This window comes from Mesorhizobium atlanticum, assembly GCF_003289965.1.
In the GTDB taxonomy this organism is placed as follows: Bacteria; Pseudomonadota; Alphaproteobacteria; order Rhizobiales; family Rhizobiaceae; genus Mesorhizobium; species Mesorhizobium atlanticum.
The window spans coordinates 207,663-226,651 of sequence record NZ_QMBQ01000003.1 but is presented as its reverse complement, the minus strand read 5'-3'; the positions used below and the strand labels follow the sequence as shown (position 1 = coordinate 226,651).

At 62.2% G+C, this 18,989-nt stretch carries 19 protein-coding genes and 1 tRNA gene; 5 read left to right on the top strand and 15 right to left on the bottom strand.

The genetic code is table 11. The features are described from left to right. Window positions 1–31 precede the first annotated feature (31 nt). From DPM35_RS10830 to DPM35_RS10810, 5 genes are all read right to left on the bottom strand, one after another. On the bottom strand, window positions 32–1,270 hold the full coding sequence (locus DPM35_RS10830; RefSeq protein ID WP_112127289.1) for a mechanosensitive ion channel family protein: 1,239 nt from the start codon (window positions 1,268–1,270) through the stop codon (window positions 32–34). A gap of 87 nt (window positions 1,271–1,357) precedes the next feature. Next, window positions 1,358–1,474, bottom strand: coding sequence for a DUF2474 family protein (locus DPM35_RS10825; RefSeq protein ID WP_112127288.1), 117 nt, complete (start codon window positions 1,472–1,474; stop codon window positions 1,358–1,360). After that, window positions 1,474–2,478 (bottom strand): cytochrome d ubiquinol oxidase subunit II, encoded by a 1,005-nt coding sequence (cydB, locus tag DPM35_RS10820; protein WP_112127765.1) that lies wholly within the window; start codon window positions 2,476–2,478, stop codon window positions 1,474–1,476. The genes DPM35_RS10825 and cydB overlap by 1 nt, the downstream gene beginning before the upstream one ends. A gap of 5 nt (window positions 2,479–2,483) precedes the next feature. Further along, on the bottom strand, window positions 2,484–3,896 hold the full coding sequence (locus DPM35_RS10815) for a cytochrome ubiquinol oxidase subunit I (RefSeq protein ID WP_112127287.1): 1,413 nt from the start codon (window positions 3,894–3,896) through the stop codon (window positions 2,484–2,486). A gap of 42 nt (window positions 3,897–3,938) precedes the next feature. Next, on the bottom strand, window positions 3,939–6,206 hold the full coding sequence (locus DPM35_RS10810) for an FdhF/YdeP family oxidoreductase (protein ID WP_112127286.1): 2,268 nt from the start codon (window positions 6,204–6,206) through the stop codon (window positions 3,939–3,941). A 424-nt stretch (window positions 6,207–6,630) separates the two neighbouring features. Here DPM35_RS10810 and cls point away from each other — a divergent pair, with 424 nt between their 5' ends. Further along, window positions 6,631–8,124 (top strand): cardiolipin synthase, encoded by a 1,494-nt coding sequence (gene cls, locus DPM35_RS10805; RefSeq protein WP_245431496.1) that lies wholly within the window; start codon window positions 6,631–6,633, stop codon window positions 8,122–8,124. Window positions 8,125–8,262: 138 nt separating this feature from the next. On the opposite strand, the gene DPM35_RS10800 is transcribed toward cls, so the two are convergent. Both DPM35_RS10800 and DPM35_RS32170 read right to left on the bottom strand, forming a co-directional pair. After that, a complete protein-coding gene (locus tag DPM35_RS10800) occupies window positions 8,263–8,901 on the bottom strand; it encodes a DsbA family protein (RefSeq protein WP_112127763.1) in 639 nt (212 codons plus the stop codon). A 32-nt stretch (window positions 8,902–8,933) separates the two neighbouring features. Further along, window positions 8,934–9,128 carry a hypothetical protein gene (locus DPM35_RS32170; protein WP_146767932.1) on the bottom strand — a complete coding sequence of 65 codons (195 nt, stop codon included), beginning with the start codon at window positions 9,126–9,128 and terminating at the stop codon, window positions 8,934–8,936. A 456-nt stretch (window positions 9,129–9,584) separates the two neighbouring features. Here DPM35_RS32170 and DPM35_RS10795 point away from each other — a divergent pair, with 456 nt between their 5' ends. Then, window positions 9,585–9,806 (top strand): hypothetical protein, encoded by a 222-nt coding sequence (locus tag DPM35_RS10795; RefSeq protein ID WP_112127285.1) that lies wholly within the window; start codon window positions 9,585–9,587, stop codon window positions 9,804–9,806. 24 nt (window positions 9,807–9,830) lie between these two features. On the opposite strand, the gene DPM35_RS10790 is transcribed toward DPM35_RS10795, so the two are convergent. From DPM35_RS10790 to DPM35_RS10755, 7 genes are all read right to left on the bottom strand, one after another. Next, window positions 9,831–10,223 carry a DoxX family protein gene (locus DPM35_RS10790; protein ID WP_112127284.1) on the bottom strand — a complete coding sequence of 131 codons (393 nt, stop codon included), beginning with the start codon at window positions 10,221–10,223 and terminating at the stop codon, window positions 9,831–9,833. A 43-nt stretch (window positions 10,224–10,266) separates the two neighbouring features. Continuing rightward, complete coding sequence (locus DPM35_RS10785; RefSeq protein ID WP_112127762.1) at window positions 10,267–10,842, bottom strand: NADPH-dependent FMN reductase; 576 nt, start codon at window positions 10,840–10,842, stop codon at window positions 10,267–10,269. A gap of 296 nt (window positions 10,843–11,138) precedes the next feature. Further along, entirely contained in the window at window positions 11,139–11,711 is a 573-nt protein-coding gene (locus DPM35_RS10780) for a flavodoxin family protein (RefSeq protein ID WP_112127283.1), read from the bottom strand. 56 nt (window positions 11,712–11,767) lie between these two features. Then, the gene (locus DPM35_RS10775) at window positions 11,768–12,211 is read right to left on the bottom strand and encodes a hypothetical protein (protein WP_112127282.1); all 444 of its coding nucleotides are present in this window, start codon (window positions 12,209–12,211) and stop codon (window positions 11,768–11,770) included. Between the two features lie 327 nt (window positions 12,212–12,538). After that, complete coding sequence (locus tag DPM35_RS32165; RefSeq protein WP_146767931.1) at window positions 12,539–12,919, bottom strand: hypothetical protein; 381 nt, start codon at window positions 12,917–12,919, stop codon at window positions 12,539–12,541. A gap of 1,009 nt (window positions 12,920–13,928) precedes the next feature. Then, window positions 13,929–14,004, bottom strand: a tRNA-Lys gene (locus DPM35_RS10760). Between the two features lie 105 nt (window positions 14,005–14,109). Continuing rightward, window positions 14,110–15,012, bottom strand: a complete 903-nt coding sequence (locus DPM35_RS10755; RefSeq protein WP_112127761.1) for a PhzF family phenazine biosynthesis protein — start codon at window positions 15,010–15,012, stop codon at window positions 14,110–14,112. Between the two features lie 132 nt (window positions 15,013–15,144). Between DPM35_RS10755 and DPM35_RS10750 the strand changes: the two genes are divergently transcribed. The 3 genes from DPM35_RS10750 to DPM35_RS10740 are packed head-to-tail and all read left to right on the top strand — an operon-like array spanning window position 15,145 to window position 18,357. Next, window positions 15,145–16,431 carry an efflux RND transporter periplasmic adaptor subunit gene (locus DPM35_RS10750; RefSeq protein ID WP_112127279.1) on the top strand — a complete coding sequence of 429 codons (1,287 nt, stop codon included), beginning with the start codon at window positions 15,145–15,147 and terminating at the stop codon, window positions 16,429–16,431. A 4-nt stretch (window positions 16,432–16,435) separates the two neighbouring features. Continuing rightward, window positions 16,436–17,143: an ABC transporter ATP-binding protein gene (locus tag DPM35_RS10745; RefSeq protein ID WP_112127278.1), complete on the top strand. Its 708-nt coding sequence runs from the start codon at window positions 16,436–16,438 to the stop codon at window positions 17,141–17,143. Next, window positions 17,140–18,357, top strand: coding sequence for an ABC transporter permease (locus DPM35_RS10740; protein ID WP_112127277.1), 1,218 nt, complete (start codon window positions 17,140–17,142; stop codon window positions 18,355–18,357). Before DPM35_RS10745 ends, DPM35_RS10740 begins: the two co-directional genes overlap by 4 nt. A gap of 37 nt (window positions 18,358–18,394) precedes the next feature. Here the strand turns inward: DPM35_RS10740 and DPM35_RS10735 are convergent, their stop codons facing one another. Beyond that, window positions 18,395–18,871, bottom strand: coding sequence for an Lrp/AsnC family transcriptional regulator (locus DPM35_RS10735; protein WP_112127276.1), 477 nt, complete (start codon window positions 18,869–18,871; stop codon window positions 18,395–18,397). Between the last annotated feature and the right edge of the window lie 118 nt (window positions 18,872–18,989).

Genomic DNA, 18,989 nt, shown 5'->3' with positions numbered 1-18,989 from the left:
GCAAGCCATCGGCCGTGCCACAGTTGATGTGTTACTTTGCCTGTCGGGATACGGCATCGGATTTGTCGCCATTGTGCGTGATTGGTTGGGAGGCCTGCGGTGTCGGGTCGGGCCGGGCCGCGGACGGCGGCTCTTGCAGCGGAAAGACCTCGGTGCCGGCGGGCATGGTCTCGATGTAGACGGCCGAGTTCGGAGAGGCGAACCCCACTCCGGTCTTTGCGACGACATCCTTGAGAGCGTAAGCCAGTGCTTCCTTGATCTTGAGCCACTCACCCCAATCGGTTGTGCGGGTGAAGCAATAAACCATGATGTCGATGGAAGAGTTGCTGAAGCTTGCGATACGCACGAAGGCCGGAGCCTCCGGAGGCTGGGCGAATCCTCCATCACCCAGGATGTAGCTTTCGATGCCGTCGCGGACCTGCCGAAGCTGGTCGACCGTGGTGTTGTAGTCCAGGCCGATGATCCAGGAGATGCGCCTAAACGTCATCTGCGAAAAATTGGTCAGCGCGTTGTCCGCCAATTTTGAATTGGGGACGAAAACGGGCGCCATGTCGAAGCGCCGCACCTTGGTCGTTCGAAGGCCGATGAATTCGATCGTGCCGTCGACAACGCCGTCCACCGAAATCCAGTCACCGGTTTGGAAACGCTGCTCGCCGATGATGAAGATGCCGGCGATCAGGTTCTTGAAGAGGTCCTGCGCGCCAAGCGCCACGGCTGCGCCAACGAGCCCAAGTCCCGCCAGAAAGGGCCCGACGTGGATGCCCCAGATTTCGAGGATGACTGCGCCGCCCAGGGATACGAGGAGAATCTTGACCACTCGTACCACCCAGCCAACTATCGCCTGACCGAAAGCGGCCGAGTGCCCTTCGAGCAGCGAGCAGGCTGGGCCGACGATCACCAACAGTGCCCAGAAGATCGTGAAAGCGATGAGAGAACGATTGATCTGGCCAAAGATCTCCTTCACGTGCGGTGGCACGGCAAGGAATGCCGAGATCGCAAAGATGGCTACAATGACAGGAATGAAGCGGACGGGCGGTGACAGTGCCTCGACGATGGCATTGTCGATTGAGCCATTCGCGTGCTTCGACCAGAAACGGATTTGTCCCAGCATCACGTAGCCGAAGAGCCTGCGTAGCGCCACGGCCACGGCAAGTACGAGCACGGCCAAAGCCAACTGCCCGACGGTGACCCCGAGGAAACCGTAATCCCGGATGCCGGCTACCGCTGCCCGGAAGGCCGCAAAGCTCCAGCTTGTCGTATTTGGGTCCATACATTGGCCCTTGAGAACGCTGATAGCCTTCGTCACTGTTCAACTGGAATGGCCGCCTGACCTTTACGGCGCATGGCACCACTCCCGTCAGCCGGACAGCCAAACCCGCATTGCGCCGGTCACGATCCCGAGCGCCACCACGCTCGCTGCCCAGATCACGGCCATCCATGCAAGTCGCTTCCAGAAGGGAACGTGCGAAACCATCAGTGATAGCCGTGAATGCCTGCCTTGCCGCGGAACACCCAATAGGCCCAGCCGGTATAGGCGAGGATCAAGGGGATGATGACGAGAGCCCCGGCCAGCATGAAGGACTGGCTTTCAGGCGGTGCAGCCGCCTCCCAGATCGTCACCGCGCGCGGCACCATGTATGGATAGATGCTGATCCCCAACCCGACGAAGCCCAGCAGGAACAAGGCGAGCGCCATAAGGAACGGCACGCGCTCGAATTCGCGCCGCAAGGCCCAGAAGAACGTCGCCGAGCAGATGATCACGAGCAGCGGCACCTGGGCCGTCAACACCACGCCCGGCATGGCGAACCAGCGCCGCCAGTAATCATAACTCAGGAACGGCGTCGCCGCGCTGACGGCCGCAAGCGCAAGCAACGTCGCCACGCCAAGCCGCAGCGCCATCTTGCGCGCGTGGCGTTGGCTCGACCCTTCGGTTTTCCAGATCAGCCAGGTTGCGCCGAGAAGCGCGTAGCCGACCACCACGGAGACCCCGGTGAGCAAGCTGAACGGGCTCAGCCAATCGAGCCAACCACCCGCGTAAGCGTCGTTCTCGACATGAATGCCCTGCAGGATCGCGCCGAGCGTGATGCCTTGCGCCAATGCCGCGACGAACGAGCCGAGTGAAAAGGCGATGTCCCAGAGCTGGCGATGGCTGGGCTCGCGCCAGCGGAATTCGAAGGCAACGCCGCGGAAGACGAGGCCGAGCAGCATCGCGATCATCAGTGGATAGGTGGCCGGCAGGACGATCGAATAGGCGAGTGGGAACGCGGCGAAGAGGCCGCCACCGCCCATGACCAGCCAAGTCTCGTTGCCGTCCCAGACCGGCGCAATCGAATTCATCGCCTGGTCGCGCTCATCTCCGACCGCGAAGGTCGGAAACAGGATGCCGATGCCAAGATCGAAACCGTCCATCACGACGTAAGCCATGATGGCAAAGCCGATGATCGCGGCCCACACGATTGTGAGATCCATGCCAGCCATGAGCATCACCCCTTTACCGCCGGGGACGCTGCGACACCGGACGCCGGCGTGATACCTGCCGCGCGCTGCGGCACGCCGGGCGGCTCCGATTCTCCCCGCTCGGGAGGCTTGGACATCAGGCGCAGCAGATAATAGGTGCCCGCCCCGAAGGCGCTGAAATAGACGAGCACGAACGCGAGGAGCGATGCAGCCACCGCCGGCGCCGCGAGCGGCGAATGCGATTCCGCGGTCCGCAGCAGCCCGTAGACCGTGAAAGGCTGCCGCCCGACCTCGGTCGTCACCCAACCAGCGAGCACCGCCACGAAGCCCGCCGGCCCCATCGCAACGGATGCGCGGTGCAGCCACGACCATTCATAGAGCTTGCCGCGATAGCGGGCGAGCAGGCTCCACAGGCCGATCCCCAGCATGGCGAAGCCGAGGCCGACCATGACCCGGAACGACCAGAAGACAATGTGCGCCGGAGGCCATTGATCGCGCGGGAAATCGGTGAGGCCGGGCAACGGCGCAAAAGGATCGTGCTTCAGTATCAGGGAACCAAGATGAGGTATCGACACCTCATAGCGAACGCGCGCCTCCTCGTTGCTGGGCAGCCCGAACAGGATCAGCGGCGCGCCGTCGGGACTCGGCTGGTAGTCACCTTCCATGGCCAGGACCTTTGCCGGCTGATGCTCCAGTGTGTTGAGCCCGTGGGCATCGCCGACGAATATCTGGATCGGAGCCACGATCGCCGCCATCCACATCGCCATGGAGAACATCTTGCGCGCGCCTGGATTGGCACGGTCCTTGAGAAGATGCCAGGCGCCGACGCCCCCCACCACGAAAGCTGTAGTGAGGTAGGCAGCGATCACTGTGTGGACGAGGCGGAAGGGGAAGCTGGCGGTGAAGATGATAGGCCACCACGAGCCGGCCGGAACGAACTGGCCCTTGGCGTTGAGGGCGAACCCCGCGGGCGTCTGCATCCAGCTGTTGACGGCGATGATCCATGTCGCCGAGATCAGCGTGCCGAGTGCCACCATGCAGGTGGCGAAAAAGTGCAGTTCCTTGCCGACCTTGCTCATGCCGAAAAGCATCACGCCGAGGAAGCCGGCCTCGAGAAAGAATGCTGTGAGCACTTCATAGGCCATGAGCGGGCCGATGACGGGCCCCGCCTTTGTCGAGAACACCGACCAGTTGGTGCCGAACTGGTAGGACATGACCAGCCCCGACACCACGCCCATGCCGAACGCGACCGCGAAGATCTTGAGCCAGTAACGGTAGAGATTGGCGTAGACGCCCTGCCCGGTTTTCAACCAGAGCGCTTCGAGCACCATTAGGTAGCTTGCGATCCCGATCGAAAACGCTGGGAAGATAAAATGGAAGGAGACCGTGAAGGCGAATTGCGCCCGGGCCAAAGTCACCGCATCGAGCTGTCCCAGCAACGTCCTTCCCTCCTAGTTACTGCAACTGAAGGCCAGTTGCGCTTACGCCGCAACGACACGAATGGGTATCGACTTGGCCGCCGGCGTGCCGCTGATCCTGTCGTAGTAGTCGAGCGGCAGCAGCGGATTGAGTTCGGGATAGTACCCGGCCACGGCACCGCGCGGCATGGGGTAGTCCAGCACCGTCAGGCCATCGACCCTTCGCTTGAGGCCATCGTCGCTGATCGTCTCGAGCGCGACCCGGGAGCCCGCGTCGATGCCGCGTTGGGCTCGGTCCTCCGCATTCATGAACAGAACCATACGGTCGTTGTAAACCCCGCGATAGCGATCATTGTAGCTGTAGATCGTGGTGTTGAACTGATCGTGCGAACGCACGGTCGCCAGTCGCAGCATCGCGGGGTCGGAAACCGGGTCATTCACCTCGAGACCGGGAAGGAGGAGAAAATTCGCCTTCCCATTCGGCGTCGGCCAAACCAGGCGGCGCGGCGGCACGTCGAGGTGAAACCCTTTTGGATCTTTGATGCGTTTCGAAAAGTCGCGATAGATATCAGGATAGACTGCGGCGATCTTGTCGCGGATGAGGTGGTAGTCGTGAATGTAGCTCTCCCACGGCACCTTGCTGTCGGGCAGCGTCGCAAGCGCCATCCGGCATACGATTTCCACTTCCGGAAGCAGATGAGGGCTGGCAGGCGCCAGGACGCCGCGTGAGGCGGAAACATTCGACATGGAGTCTTCGATGGTGACGAATTGTTCGCCGGCCGAAGTGCGGATCCATTCGGAACGCGAGATGACGGGCAGGATGAGCGCATCACGACCATGCACGAGATGGCCCCGATTGAGTTTCGTGGCAATTCCGACCGTCAATGCCAGCTTCCGCATCGCCGCATAGGACCTGTCGGTGTCGGGGATAGCGCGGACGAAGTTGCCGCCCATGCCGATAAAGACCTTGGCGGTGCCGTTTTCCATCGCCTCGACGGATTCCACAGTATGGTGACCATGCTCGCGCGGCGGCTCGAACCCGAAAACGTCGCGCACGCGATCAAGATAGTCCTGCGTCGGCTTTTCATCGATGCCGACCGTACGGTCGCCCTGAACGTTCGAATGGCCGCGAATGGGCGAGATACCGGCGCCGGGCTTGCCGAAATTCCCGCGAAGCAGCAACAGATTGACGACCTGTTGCAGAAGCCGCGACCCCTGCTGGTGCTGCGTAAGGCCCATCCCGTAGCAAATCATCGTCGCGCGCGAACGGATGTAGATTTCAGCGCAGCGGCGGATCTGGGCCTCGTCCAGTCCGGAAACCCTGACGATCTCCGGCCATTCCTGAGCCATGACGTCTTCGCGGACCGCGTCCAGCCCGACCGTGTGCTTGCTGATGAAGTCGGTGTCGATGACCTTTTCGCCCTGAGCCTCGCGTTCGAAGATCACCTTCATCATGCCCTTGATCAGCGCGAGATCGCCGCCGATCCGGATATGAACGAACTCGCTCGCGATCGGCGTCGACCCAAACGTCGCCATCTGCAGAATGTCCTGCGGCTCGGTGAAGCGGATGAGCGCGCGCTCGGGCATGGGATTGACGGCCACGATCGGGACGCCGCGCTTTCGCGCCTCGACCAGATTGGTCATCATGCGCGGCGAGTTCGTGCCGGTGTTCTGTCCGATGACAAAGATAGCCTCCGCATGCTCGAAATCCTCGAGAACCACGGTTCCCTTGCCGACGCCGATCGCGGGAGGCAGGCCGCGGCTCGTCGGCTCGTGGCACATGTTCGAGCAATCGGGAAAGTTGTTGGTCCCGAATTCCCGGATGAATATCGAATAGAGAAACGCCGCCTCGTTCGGCGTGCGGCCCGACGTGTAGAACTCGGCATGATGGGGGCTTTCGAGCGCACGCAGATGATCGCCGATTATTGCGAACGCCGTGTCCCAGTCGCAAGGCACATACCGGTCGGACGCCGCGTCGTAGCGCATCGGCTCCGTCAGGCGCCCTTGCATCTCCAGCCAGTAGTCCGATTGCTCCATGAGCTCGGACACGGTGTGTTGTTGGAAGAACTCTCGGGTGACGCGTCGCTTCGTGGCCTCGAAGGCGAGTGCCTTGGCGCCGTTCTCGCAGAATTCGAGCGTCTTCTTGCAATCCGCGTCGGGAAAGGCGCAGCTCGGGCACTTGAAGCCGCCCGGCTGATTCATCGCAAGCAGCGCCCGCGAACCCTTGGTGACGACACTTTGCTCAAGCAGCACCTTCGCTGTCGCCGCCGCAGCCCCCCAACCGCCCGCCGGATGGTGATAAGTCTTGTACAGCGGCTTGCCGTCGGCCATGTCGCGAAACGCTCCGTGGAACTATAGAAGCCGCAGTTAAACATGTTATCCCATTGAAATCTATAGACAATTTGTCTTGCACAATTGGACAAAATGTCCTCGGGATGAAATCGAACAAGCCTAAACCTTTGATATTCCACGCCGTGAAGAACTGGCACGAATGATGCTTCGAGCCGGCCTCCGAAGAGGTGCCTGTCATCCTGCCCGGCAGCGTCGACCTCAGACCGGACAAGCCTTCCCGAGGCGGCGTTTTCCTGCCCGGCAAGCCGCCTGGCATCCTCGGCTTGAGGGCGGATGCGAGGCAACTATCGTTCGAATTTCGCCGAGACGGGCGGCTCGGATGGCAAGGCTGCAACCGGGCGATTGTCGCCGGCAAGCCCAGCGCGCTAGCTTGCCGACGGAGTAGTCACAACGGAGGGGCGTGATGGTGTCGTTGTCAGGCGCGGTTCACATGGGCATGCAGGGCCTGTCTGGCCTGCCGCTGTTCGTCGTGCACCTGATCGCGGTGGCGCGCGCGATCACCCGCGCCAACCGCACGCCTGCCGCCCGGGTAGCGTGGGTGGCTGTCATCATGCTGCTGCCACTGCTTGGCGTCATTGCCTACCTGTTCCTCGGCGAGACCAGCATCGGACGCAGACGGACTCGGCGGCTGAGGAAGGCGGAGGACCGAACCGTCCGGCCCGACGATGCGGCCTATGCACCGGTGACCATCGAGCCGGAAGCGGTGGCTCAATTCGAGCTTTGCCGAACGATCAATGGGCTGCGCCCGGTGGCAGGCAACCGCATCTTGCTTCTGGGCGATCCCGATGCATCGAGCGACCAGCCGACGCTCGATTCCGACAGCGCGATCGAGACACTGGCAAGGGATATCGAACAGGCGACCGAGCATGTGCACATCGGCTTCTACATCTGGCTCGACGACAACAACGGCGGCAAGATCGCCGACGCCGTCGCCGATGCGGCACGGCGCGGCGTGCGTTGCCGGGTGATGGTGGACGCCCTGGGCTCGCGAGCCTTCATCCGCGGTCCGCGCTGGCGGCAATTACGCGAAGCCGGCGTAGCGCTCGTTGCCACGTTGAACGACATCCCGCGCCTGGGACATCTGGCCGTGGGCCGCGTTGACCTGCGCAACCACCGCAAGATCGTCATCATCGACAATCGCATCGCCTATTGCGGCAGCCAGAACTGCGCGGATCCGGCATTCCGGATAAAGGCGAAATATGCGCCCTGGGTGGACATCTTCCTGCGTTGCGAAGGGCCGGTGGCGCGCCAGGCGCAATACCTGTTCCTATGCACATGGATCGCCGAAACCGGCGAGCCCCTGGAGGGCCTTGCCACGGCAAAGCCCGAGCCCGAGCGCTTCGAGCCGGGAAGCGTAGCGCAGATGTACGGCACAGGACCGACCACGCCCGGCAACGCCATGTCGGAGTCCTTCGTCGGCGCGATCTATTCCGCGCGCAAGGAACTCTTGATCACGACGCCTTACTTCGTGCCCGATGAAGCGGTCCTGCGCGCTTTGTGTGCCGCTCCACGCCGAGGAGTGGAGACGACGATTATCTTCCCCGAACGGAACGATTCATGGCTGGTGGAAAACACCAGCCGCAGTTGCTATGCGGACCTGATTTCCAATGGCGTGGGCGTCCACGAATATCCGCTGGGGCTGCTGCACACCAAATCGATGACCATCGACGGCAAGATCGCGCTGGTCGGGTCGGCCAATATGGATCGGCGCAGCATGCAGCTGAATTTCGAGAACAACCTGCTGGTGGCGGACGAGGACGTCACCGCTGAGGTGCGCGCGCGCCAGCAGGGTTATCTCGCCGTATCGCGGCCGGTCGCGCTCGACACCGTCAGGGCGTGGCCGTTCCACAGGCGCCTGGTGCAGAACGCCGTGGGCATGATGGCGCCTGTGCTCTAAGAACTACAGGAAAGTGTGACCGGTCAGGCTCGGCGCCCTGGTCGTCGCCTGTCGCAATCAAAAAGAGAGAGGCGGTTCGCCGTTTCCATGAAACGGTGAACCACCCCGGAGGCATAGGCTCGGGAGGAAAAACGAAGGTCAGGCCGCGAGGATCGTGGCGATCAGGCTGTCATAGCTGCCGTAGAGCGCGTTCGAGCTGATGAGACGCGGCGTTCCGCTGCGGATCACGGCGAGCGCCGGTGTACCCCCGGCGTGCAATCGCTGGAACAGCTCGCGGCCGCGGCCGACCAGGTCGCGATGCGCCACCAGGAATTCTTCTGTGGGCGCCATCATAAGCCTCGCTGCATCCACCATGTCGGCGTCTTCCAGAACCACGGCCACGCCGCGTTTGGTCACGATGTCGCGGCCATCGACATAGCGGGCATTCTGGATCGCCTTCAGCGCCGGCAGCCGGCGCTGCGGATCCTTGAAGCCGGCAGCACTGATGCCAAGCGTGGCGGCGGCGGAATCGAGCAGCGTGCCTCGCGCGCTCAGAACATTGTCCCGATAGGCCTGGCTGAAAGGCTGACCGCTCAGCTGCCTGATACGCTGGTCGCTGGCCCAGGCATGAGCGGCGAAACCGGCATCCAGCGGTCGGGCGCCGGCCCCAGAGAAGAGGCCGGTCGGCAGCGCGTCGATCGCAACGCCGCCTGCCGCGAGCCTGTCAAGCATCGGCGCGGCGCCATAGCACCAGCCGCAAAGCGGATCGAAGAGATACGTTACCGTGGCCTTTTTCATGGTCGTCGTCTTGTCGCGTCGGATATACGGCTTCACTTCACCCGACGGCCGTGAAAGAAGCCGGCATTTGTCGTGTTCTGTCGGATATTGCCTGTCTCGCCCTGTTCCGACGGGTTGTCGATCTTCTTTTTGGAAGGCGTGTCCTTGTTGATCTTCGGAGTCCCTCCCGTCCCTTTCGGGCTACGGCTGGCGGGCGGAACAGGCGGCATTTCGTTGTGTCGCGACATGATGACAACTCCTTGGACGAAGGGCCGGTACCGAGAAACTCAGAGCAACGCGCATGCCAGTTGGCGTGCGCCGCAATATCAAGGACTTGCAGCCAGCGGTCGGGTAATTTTTGGACAACGTGTCCGCATGGGAAGACACGTTGTCCATATCGCCCGACAAGTGCTTCGTCGTTTCACGTGACGCTGGTCACCATGACCTTCGTCAGATGTTTCGGCCACTCGAGCACAGTAGGAAGCCATATGCGCTACTGTGTCGACTACCATCGGCGCAGGTCCGGGCATCGCTCTCTGGTCCGAGCGGCCCAGTTGCCGTGACCCCTTATCAAGAGCGTCTGGCTGCGATCCTCGATGGCCAAGGTCAGCCGATGATCCGCGTCGTTGCAGGCGAGAGCGCTGCCTGGAATTCGCTCTCGAAAATTCTATGGGCCGGCGGGGTACTGTCAAAGGGAACGTGCCATGCAGGACTTACCCAGGAGTATCGATGCCGACGTCGTCATCGAGATTGGCCGCATATTCGACGACGCGCCCGCAGAAGCCGGGATTTCCGTATCCGATACGATCGCCGAATGTCGCAGGAATATCGCGACGAAAATGACCGACGAAGAACTCGAGACACTGATCGTGCGGATGAGCGGCCCGCGTGGCCGCGCCGTGATCTTTGACGGCCGAGCCGACTAAGTTGCCGCCGCTCTGCCTTGATTTTCAGGGAAGATCGGCGAACAGGCCGCCGGGTGCGCCGCCGAAAAGAGAAATCGAACCCGCGCCAGCGATGGCCAGCGCGAAGAATCCGCCGGCCATGGTCGCGTTTTTCAGCAATTCGGTGATGTTGCCGCGATGGGCGTCATAGCCGGTAACGAGGCACCAGAGGCCGAGCAGGACACTTGCCGTGCTTAACGGATAACCGAGGACAACCGCCACTCCGCCGACGAATTCGCAAAGCCCGATCAGATAGGCGAAGCCCACGGCGTCGGGCAGTCCCAAGGCTTGCAGACCAGGCACCAGCTTGGCCTCGCCGCCGCGCAGCTTCAGTACGCCCCACACAATGAACGGTATGCCGAGGAACAGCCGCGCGATCAAAAGGGCTTCATTGTGCATTTCGGCTCCCCTCGCCTGTTTGCCGTCCGTCCGTTTGCATTTATTACGAGACCTTTCTCGGCAGCACCTGGAGCACCCTGGCGATGAACATGCCGAATTCCGTCATGTAGTTGCGCAGGAATTCCTGGGTGGATTCAACCGTGACCTCGCCGGCATCGGTGATCAAGCCGGGCGTGAATTGGATGTATGCCTCAGGAGCGTTCATCTGCGGTGAGTTGCAGAAGCTGAGCACACTGCGCAGGCCCTGTTGGGCGATCGCGGTCCCGATCGCGCCCGGTGACGTGCCGATAACCGCGGACGGCTTGCGCGCGAAGGAATTCTTGCCATAGGGACGGCTTGCCCAATCGATGGCGTTTTTCAGACCGCCCGGGATGGAACGGTTGTATTCCGGCGTAACGAAGAGAATGGCGTCGACTGCGGCGATCGCATCCTTGAAAGCGCGCGCGACGGGCGGAAAGTTCGCGTCGTAATCGTAACTGTAAAGCGGCAAGTCCTTGAAGGAGATTTCCGACATCTCGAGTTGCGGCGGCGCAAGCCGCGCCAGCGCCTTCGCGAGCTTGCGGTTGATGGATTCGCGCGCGAGGCTGCCGATAAGATAACCGACTTTATGCTTGGTCATTTGTACCTCCCTGCCTTTGACCGGGAATGTGCCGATGATCACTGCAATTCATGCCAGTCCAACACCGGCGCGAAGTTCGGGCGCCGTCGCTTGATTTCATCGGCAGGCACTGAGCATCGATCGTGCCAGTTCTCTTTATCACGCGATATCAATGATTTAGGTTTTGACCGATGCTCGCGCTTGGACAGTTTGATCGGCGACCGGAAGACAAATTGTCCATAGGAACAAGCTCACGAAATCGGTCGCGCTGCGACTGCTCTTCAGCAAGCGCTCTCCGGCGGCGCGCGGACAATGCCCTATCCTCGCAGCTTGGCCGCCACCTCGGCAACGCGCTTGCCGAGCAGACGCGCCGTTTCGAGGTCGCCCTGCCGTGGAGCTTCGTCAGGCGAGGCATCGGAAGGCGAAATCGCCAGCGCACCCGCAAAGCCTGCCGTCCAGTTCACGTCGTCGGGTCCCGCCTCCTTGCTGTTGGCCGGCATCAGGCCGGTGCCAACCCAGATCTGGCCGTGTTGTTGTGAAAAGGTGAAGAAGAACAGCATGGTGGAGGACTTGTCGCCGTTCACCGACGCGGAGTTGGTGAAGCCGGCCGCTACCTTGTCCTTGAGCGCCTGCGTGAACCAGGGCTTGGAACTGGCATCGGCAAACTTGATGAATTGCCAAGCCGGTCCGCCCATATAGGTCGGAGAGCCGTAAACTATCGCGTCTTGCGCGGCCAACGTTTCGAAGGTGATCTCCGGCAGGTCTCCGTTTGCGTCGATCCGGAACATCGTCACCTCCGCGCCTGCGGCGGCCGCGCCGTGCTGCACGGCTTCCGCCTGCTTGGCTGTGTGGCCATATCCGCTGAAATAGACGATCGCTATCTTGGTCATGAACTGCCCTCATATCGCCGGCTGAACGGGATGACGAATTGCACAGATGAATTTGGTCAGATGATTTCTTCAATTTTCACGGTGTGGCCGCCAAACTCGGAAGTGTCGGATTTCTCCAATCCCTCGATCGCCTGATAGAACGGTGCGAGTGGTGAGAGGCCTATGAGATCGATCCCCTCGCAGGTGAAGTGGTCCATGGAGACGCCGATGACGAAGTGGCGGCCGCTGGCAGTTACGATCGCTCCTGGCTCGACGAATTTCTTCGGGCCGAAGTCGAGCGCATCCAACGTCGCGACCTTGGCTTCGGCGGCGCGCAGCATCTTCTCAAGGTCTTCCGCGAGCTCCGCTTGCGACCAGGCCTGAGCTTGATCGTCGACCACGGTCGCTTGATCCTCGACCGGCTTGCTCGCCTGAAGGTGCTCGGCATAGGCAGCCTTCGCGCCATCAAGTTCGGCTGCTGCCAGCTCAATCAACCTGCTGCGCACATTGTCCTTGTTCATTTGCCGGATATCCATCTTGTACGATCGCATTCAGTTTGAGCTAGATCCTGTCGGAAAACTTCACTGAGGTACGCATACCGTCGCTAAACTCTTGCTCTTAGACAGGTCACGTCGAAACAGCATGACCGCGATTGCAGATTTCGTCAGTCCAGGCGGTCGCCATTCGAGTTCGACCAGATCGAGTTGGTCTCTCCACGAGTTGACATCGATCGTCTGGTCGAGGGACCCATCGCGGCAAGCGATCTTTTCGGAGACGCAACCTCTTCCGTCGAATGGAAATTTACCGTCGCCCAGCAAGTCTGCTGACAAGCCTCGCTCCGTGCGGTGCTAGTGATCTTCCCGATCTCGATCAGGCTTGGCGGCGATTGCCCTGTCGATCAATTCTTCATTGTGCCTGATGAACTCCTCTCTTGTCATGCTGGAGGCGCGCCACTTTGCTTCAAGGGCCGCGTCTCTATCGAGCCATTGATCGCGCGTCGCATGATCGAACTTATGGCGCCTGGCGTCCTGTGATCCTCGTGAGGCTTGGTAATCCTTGGTCATCTTATTTCCCTTCAACAACATCATCGCCGGCCCGCCCGAAAGACTGCGCACGCCTGCTTTGGATAGCTGACACGGCGACACGCAGATGAGTAACTGCTCAGCAAGGGACTTTGGTCGCCACGTGAACTGGCCCGGCGAACCGATCCAAGCACCTTGGCGCGGCATCGATGTCGATCCGGGCCATCGCGTTGGACGGCGCCTCGGCCAACACTATTCGAAGGACGATCAAGGAAGACTCAGTTCCAATTGGCCTCCCTCGCCCACGATCCCAGTTCATATTCGCCTCCCTCACTTTTTCGTCCGTCAGAGATGTGATGCTCGGCATGCCGAGCATCACATGGCCGAACATCGGTAGATGGAAGCGCAACAAACATGCCAGTCTGGTGATGCAATCAAATCAATCCGTTGGCAGGAGCCTGTTGGAATGCGACGGACAACTTGTCGAAATGGCTATGGTCAAATTGTCCTCGGCGCCCCCAGCCCGGTAGCGCCATGCCGGTTGCCTCTTGCAAGCCGAGCTCGCCGGTCTCCTGTTGCACGCCGCGCACCAAAGGTTCGATGATGTCTCGCAGCGCACGGCGACGCTCCGCCGATCGAGACCGCCGTGAGCCCGCGATCGGACCAGCGATCGAGGCGATCTAGCTCGGCTATGCATCCCGAACTTTCGAAGAGCTGGGATTGCCAGCGATGACCGAGAGGCAAGGAGAAGGGCCCATGACAACGACGACAACGAAGATCCTCGTCATCCGCCACGCGGAAAGCCTGACAATCACGGAGTGAATGGGATTGGGTTGAATGGGCAGCCGGACCCCAAATCACTGATGCCGCACAGTAGCGACGCGCCGGTCGCTTCGATATGGTCTGGTTCTTACAAGCGTTTGTTTCGGCTGTCAGAGCTTCCGAATTCGTGGGCCGACCAGCGCACGCTGCTTGGCTTCTGACACACCGTCGAAATTCGCCCCGCCACTTCCATCAGCGCGCCATCGTCGTGCATCTACCAGGAAATGCGCGGGACCCGACAGAGCGTCGACAGAGACCGAAGGCACATATCGCCGCAATTATCTCGGCTTTGGCCGTCTCAGCGCCCGCACTTCCGAGCAACGGCCTGCTAAGTCCCCGAAAAGACGGAGTCTTTTCGGTAGGGATAAAAAACTAGCAAAAACAAGGGACTAGATGGTGGGTGTGCACAGGATCGAACTGTGGACCCGCTGATTAAGAGTCAGCTGCTCTACCAACTGAGCTACACACCCACACCGCCGGGAAAACCAGCGTCGGCGGCGCATATAGCCGCCGGTTTCGGGGATGTCTAGCCCTGCCGGATCATTTCCCGACAAATCGCCGAATTGCCGCACCCGTCACACAAAGAGCTTGCCTTCCGCCACCTTGACGGCATGGCCGCCGATGCGCGCGGTGGCCAGTTTTCCGCCATCGACATTGAGCTCGAGGCGGATACGCGAGGGCCGGCCCATTTCAAGCCCCTGCTCGATCCAGAGCTGCGATATGCCGTCGGTCGGGGCGTCGAAATGCATGATGGCGCCAGCAAAGGCCGCGGCAGCCGAACCGGTCGCCGGGTCTTCATAGGACGGGGTGCCGGGCACGATCATGCGTACGTGGAAGCCGCTGTCATGATGCACCGTCTCGCGGCAATAGACATACGGGCTGGCGAAGGCCCATTCGCTCTTGCGCGGCGCCAATTCCGACCATGCCTGATTATCGAGCCTGATCTTGGCCGCTTCCTCCAAACCGGCAACGGGAATCGTCACATAGGGCACGCCGGCCGACCAGAACGCGACGCGGTGATTCTCGAAGCCGATCTCATGCGGGGCAAGGCCGAGCGCCGCGCCGATCGCCTCCGGCTCGGCCTTGAGCTCCAGCGGTTCTGGCAGTTTCGCCAGGTCGAACTCGGCGAAGGTCGAGCCGTCATGCTTGCTCACCGCGCATCGCACCGGCCCGATATTCTCCTCCAGGACGAAAATGCCGGCCTCCTCCTCGGCAAGTTCGGACAGCGCGATCGCCGAGCCGACCGTCGGATGTCCGGCAAAGGGCATTTCATAGTCGGGGGTGAAGATGCGGATGCGGTTGCGATGCTTTGGGTTGTCCGGCGGCAGCACGAACACCGTCTCGGAAAGATTGAACTCGCGCGCGATCGCCTGCATGCCGGCAGTGTCGAGCCCGTCGCTGTCGAGCACCACCGCAAGCGGATTTCCGGCCAGCCTATCGGTGGTAAACACATCGTAAAGCAAGTAATTGCGCGCCATGGAGAAAACCTTTCGCCCCGCCTCGAATTTCTGCCCCAATCCCAACATGAGGGAAATTTAATTTGAAATTCGATCCTTAAGGCCTGATCTGTGCACGGATAGGGACATCACTTTCCAGCATAGGGGTCCGGGGTGGACCAGGTTGTCAATCCGCCAAAGGCGGAATCCGGTACTTCCATAGAGGCCGCGCTCGGGCTCGATCGCAAGGGCGTGAGCCGCAAGCGTCGCCGCTTCTGGCTTTACGCCCTGCTGGCGATAGCGGTCGTCGCGGCCGGCATTGCCCTTTATCAGTGGTACGCCGCGGCGCCGCCCAGGATTGAATACACCACCGTGCCGGCGGCGCACGCCGACCTCACCGTCGAGGTCTCTGCCACCGGCACGCTGCAGCCCCTCACCCAGGTCGACATCTCCAGCGAGCTTTCCGGCATCATCCGCTCGGTCGCGGTCAACGAGAACCAGCAGGTCAAGAAGGGCGACGTGCTGGCGACCCTCGATACCGCCAAGCTGCAGGTCCAGATCGAGCGCGCCACCGCCTCCGCCAAGGCGGCTGCAGCTGCCGTCGAGGACGCCAAGGTGACCTTGCAGGAAAACGAGAACGCGGTTGTGCGCGCGAGCGCGTTGACCAGGCGCGGCATGGCGACCGACCAGTCGCTCGAAGCGGCGACCGCGACGCGTGACCGCTCCAAGGCGGCGCTCGACAGCGCCGAGGCCAATCTCGCCATCGCCCGGGCCGACCTCAAGGCACAGCAGACAGACCTTGCGAAAAGCACCATCTATGCGCCGATCGACGGCATCGTCCTGACGCGTTCGGTCGATCCTGGACAGACGGTCGCTTCCTCGCTGCAGGCGCCGGTGCTCTTCGTCATCGCCGCCGACCTTCGCAACATGGAATTGCAGGCTGCGGTGGACGAAGCCGATATCGGCGCGGTGAAACCCGGCCAGCACGCCCGCTTCACCGTCGACGCTTTCCCCGACCGTCCCTTCGACGCCGAGATCCGCGACATCTCCTACGCCTCGGTCACCACGGACGGCGTCGTCACCTACAAGGCCCGGCTCGAGGTCGACAATGGCGAGCTTCTCTTGCGGCCCGGCATGACGGCGACGGTCTCGGTCGTCACCCGTCAGGCCAAGGGCGTGCTTACCGTTCCCTCGACCGCCTTCCGCTATCGCCCGGCGCAGCAGCAGGCACGCGGCTGGAGCCTGAGCGACCTCTTCACCGGCCGCATGGGCCGCCCCAATCGGCAGCGCGAGGCGACGAAGGCGCCGACCGACGGCTCACGCACGCTCTATGTGCTGGAGAATGGAAGGCCGCATCCGGTCAACGTCAAGATCGGCTCGACCGACGGCGAGCTGACCGAGATCACGTCCGGCCTCGACGAGGGCGCTCAGGTCGTCACCGGCGCGCAGCAACGGAGCTGACAACATGTCGGCTCCCCTCCTCATCACCTTCGACAAGGTCTGGAAGAGCTATGGCGAGGGCGAGGCCCGCGTGCATGCGCTGGCCGGCGTCGATCTCGCCATCCGGCGTGGTGAGTTCGTCGCCATCATGGGCCCCTCTGGCTCGGGCAAGTCGACGGCGATGAACATCATCGGCTGCCTCGACACGCCGACGGCTGGAACCTACTCCTTCATGGGCGTCGATGCCGGCCGGCTCGACCGCAACCGCCGCGCGCTTTTGCGCAACCTGTATGTCGGCTTCGTCTTCCAGGGCTACAATCTGTTGCCGCGCACCACGGCGGCGGAAAATGTCGAGCTGCCGCTGATCTATCGCGGCGTCGCCGCGCGCGAGCGCCGGGATCTCGCCATGCAGGCGCTGGCGGCGGTCGGGCTTGTCGGGCGCGAACACCACACTCCGGCTGAGCTGTCGGGCGGCCAGCAGCAGCGCGTGGCGATCGCCCGCGCCATCGTCACCAGGCCGACGCTGCTCGTCGCCGACGAGCCGACCGGCAATCTCGACACCGCGCGCACGCATGAGATCATGGAGCTGCTGACAAGGCTCAACGCCGAACTCGGGCTCTCCATCGTCATGGTCACGCATGAAGCCGATGTCGCGGACTATGCCGGCCGCACCATCCGCTTCCTCGACGGCCATGTCGCCTCCGATACCTTGAAAACGGAGGAAGCGGCATGATCTGGGAGACCGTCCGCCTTTCGCTGCGCTCGATCCGCCGCAACGTGCTGCGCTCTTTCCTGACGCTGCTTGGCATTGTCATCGGCGTCGCCGCCGTCATCGCCATGCTAACCATCGGCTCCGGCACGACGGAGAAGGTCAAGGCCGATATTTCGAAGCTCGGCAGCAACTTGCTTGTCGTCCGCGCCGGCCGGCCGGCGGGACCCGGAGGGCCGGGAGGTCTCGACCAGGCGGCGCGGCCGCTGGCCGAAAAGGATGTCACCGCGCTCGTCGCGCATCTGAGCGGCGCGCGCGCGATTTCGCCTGCCTCGCAAAAACAGGTCCGCGTCATCTTCGGCACCGAAAGCCTGACCTCGGGCGTGACCGGCACGGACAGCGCCTATCTCGACGCACGCGACTGGAAGCTGGTGTCGGGGCGGCCGTTCAGCGATTCCGAAACGCGCGCCGGCACCGGTGTCTGCCTGATCGGCGAAACGGTGCGCCAGCAATTCTTCGGCGCCGGCGATCCGGAGGGCGAGATTATCCGCGTCAACCGCACCTCCTGCAAGATCATCGGCCTGCTCGAGCCCAAGGGCTATACCGGCTTTGGCCAGGACCAGGACAATGTCGTGCTGATGCCGCTGCACGCCTATCAGCGGCGCGTCGCCGGCAACCGCGACATCGACAACATCTACATCGCCGCCGACGACCGCACGCCGACCAGCGAGCTGCAGCCGCGCGTCGAGGACATTTTGCGCGACACGCGCCGCATCACGCCGGATCGCGATCCCGATTTCGCCATCCGTGACATGACCCAGATCGCCGACGCGATGACCAGCGCCACGACCACCATGACCGGCATGCTGGGCGCGGTCGCCGGCGTCAGCCTCCTGGTCGGGGGCATCGGCATCATGAACATCATGCTGGTCTCGGTCACCGAACGCACGCGCGAGATCGGCATCAGGCTGGCGATCGGCGCGCACGAAAAACACATCCTCATCCAGTTCCTGGTCGAGGCGACGGTGCTGTCGCTGCTTGGCGGCATCATCGGCATCCTGATCGGGCTTTCATTGGCTGGCCTCACGTCGATGGCGCTGACGATACCTTTCGCGCCAAGCCCCGCCGTCATCCTGCTCGCCGTCGGCTTCTCGGCGCTGATCGGCATGGTGTTCGGCTTCTTCCCCGCGCTGCGCGGCGCCCGCCTCGACCCGATCGACGCGCTGCGGCACGAATAGAGCGGCCTTTGGCGCGCCCTCCGCCATTGCGGGACCGTCAGAACGGCAGCCGCGCGTTCTCCTTGACCTCCTTCATGACGAAGAACGTCCGGGTCTGCCGAACGCCGGGCAGCGCGATCAGCTTCTGGCCGTGCAGCTTGTTGAAATCCGCCATGTCGCGCACCCGTATCTTCAGAAGATAGTCGAAGTCGCCGGCCACGAGATTGCAGTCCAGAACCTCCTTGAGCTTCAGCACCGCCTCCTCGAAAGCGCCGAAGCTTTCGGGCGTCGAGCGGTCGAGCACGACCCCGACCATGACCAGCGCGCCGAGCCCCACCGCGGCGGGCGCGATCTCCGCCCTCACTCCGGTGATGTAGCCCTCTTCGAACAAGCGTTGCGTGCGCCGGTGGCAGGTGGCCGCACTGACATTCACCCGAGCCGCCAACTCGGCATTGGTCAACCGCCCCTCGGCCTGCAGGGCCCGCAGGATCTTGACGTCGATGCGGTCGAAAGCCGAACTGGAAGATTCTTCCATTTTCGTAACCTGAATAGCTATTTTATCCAACTCTAGCACGATCTGTCGCGGTTATACAAAAATCTTGAAGGCAAGTTCGAGAACACTTTTCACGCATTTCGGCCTATCCTGAGCGTGT